Below are 1,216 nucleotides of genomic sequence, written 5' to 3' on the forward strand. Positions count from 1 at the left end.
ACGTCGATGGCGGTCAGTCTCGCGGTCGTCGCCCTCGTCGTCGTCGCCGCCGGGTGGGCCGTCACCACGGTCGTGCGCTCCGTGGGCAGCGAGACCGGCCAGCAGGCCATCACCGCGGCCCGGAAGCGCTGACGGCCCCCTGTCCGCCCGGTCTCGAACCGGGCGTGGCAGAGGACCGGACAGACGACCGGCCTACCACCCACCAACCAGAGAGCAGGTCAGCATGACCACCAACACCAACGGCGCCTCGAAGGCGGACAAGTTCGCGTCCGCGGCCGGAACCTTCGTCGGCTCCGCGGCTGGCGGATTCGTTCCGCCGATCAACTTCATCGTGAACAACGGCAGGAGCACGAAGGCGGCCGTTCCGGCAGCCCGGACGCACTCGGAGAGCCTGCTCCCCGCCCCCGAGTTCACCTCCCCCGCGCAGATCCGGAACTACTGCAACACCCTCCGGGCCGCCGCGGTCATGCTCTCCATCGAGGTGGCCATGGGTGCCGAGATCCTCAAGGGCGTGCTGTCCACGGTCCCCGACCCGGAGGGCCGGATGGGCGGCGCACAGCGGCGCGCGTTCAAGGTCCACCGCAAGCTGCAGCGGTCCGCCGACGAGCTGCGCAACGCCGCGAAGCTCGCCGCCGCCACATACGCCGCGTTCCAGCAGGAGTACGAGGAGGAGATCAACCGGGTCCGGCACCGCGCCCGCCCGCAGCAGCCGCGCATGAACTGGACCGCCCAGTGAAGCGCCGGTTGGTCGACATCAATCAGGACTATCGGGACGTCGAACGGCATTTGGAGAGGCACGCCATGAACAGGACCACAGACCAGCACACCACCCGGCGCGGGTCGAGCGGCGTCGGTACGTACCTCCTGCACCGGGCGATGCCGCACCTGCCGCCGTGGCTCGGTGTCGCCGGAGTCGGCATCGTCGGGTCGGGCGCACACCTTCTGTGGTCCGACTCCGTGGGCGCTGGCGTCGGGCTCACTCTGTCCGCCGTCGCCCTGACCGGGGCGACCTGGTGGGCCGGTCGGGAGACCAGCACCCAGCGGCGCCTGCACTCCGCGATCACGGTCGCGGCCGGGTCCGCGTGGATGACCGGGGCCGCGCTCGCCGGACCCCTGACCGGCATCCTCCCGGACACCTTCCTGATGGGCGGCGCCGTACTCGCTCTGTCCTGGAACATCCGCATGGCGCTCCGCACGTCGGACGGTGCGGCGCCCG

General features: G+C 71.2%; 3 protein-coding genes. All 3 read left to right on the top strand.

Annotation, left to right across the window (positions count from 1 at the left end; translation table 11 throughout):
* Nucleotides 1–6: 6 nt before the first annotated feature.
* Nucleotides 7–132 (top strand): DUF6251 family protein, encoded by a 126-nt coding sequence (locus ACWDRB_RS67870; protein WP_449912927.1) that lies wholly within the window; start codon nt 7–9, stop codon nt 130–132.
* A gap of 91 nt (nt 133–223) precedes the next feature.
* Complete coding sequence (gene traA, locus ACWDRB_RS67875) at nt 224–736, top strand: plasmid transfer protein TraA (protein ID WP_362711151.1); 513 nt, start codon at nt 224–226, stop codon at nt 734–736.
* Between the two features lie 65 nt (nt 737–801).
* A partial coding sequence (locus tag ACWDRB_RS67880; protein WP_449912924.1) for a hypothetical protein occupies nt 802–1,216 on the top strand: 415 nt, incomplete at its 3' end.

The organism is Nonomuraea sp. NPDC003707 (assembly GCF_053587055.1).

Excerpts from the sequence above, each read along its gene's own strand:
- ACWDRB_RS67870 (WP_449912927.1), top strand. The coding sequence starts at position 7 with ATGGCGGTCAGTCTCGCGGTCGTCGCCCTCGTCGTCGTCGCCGCCGGG.
- traA (WP_362711151.1), top strand. The coding sequence starts at position 224 with ATGACCACCAACACCAACGGCGCCTCGAAGGCGGACAAGTTCGCGTCC.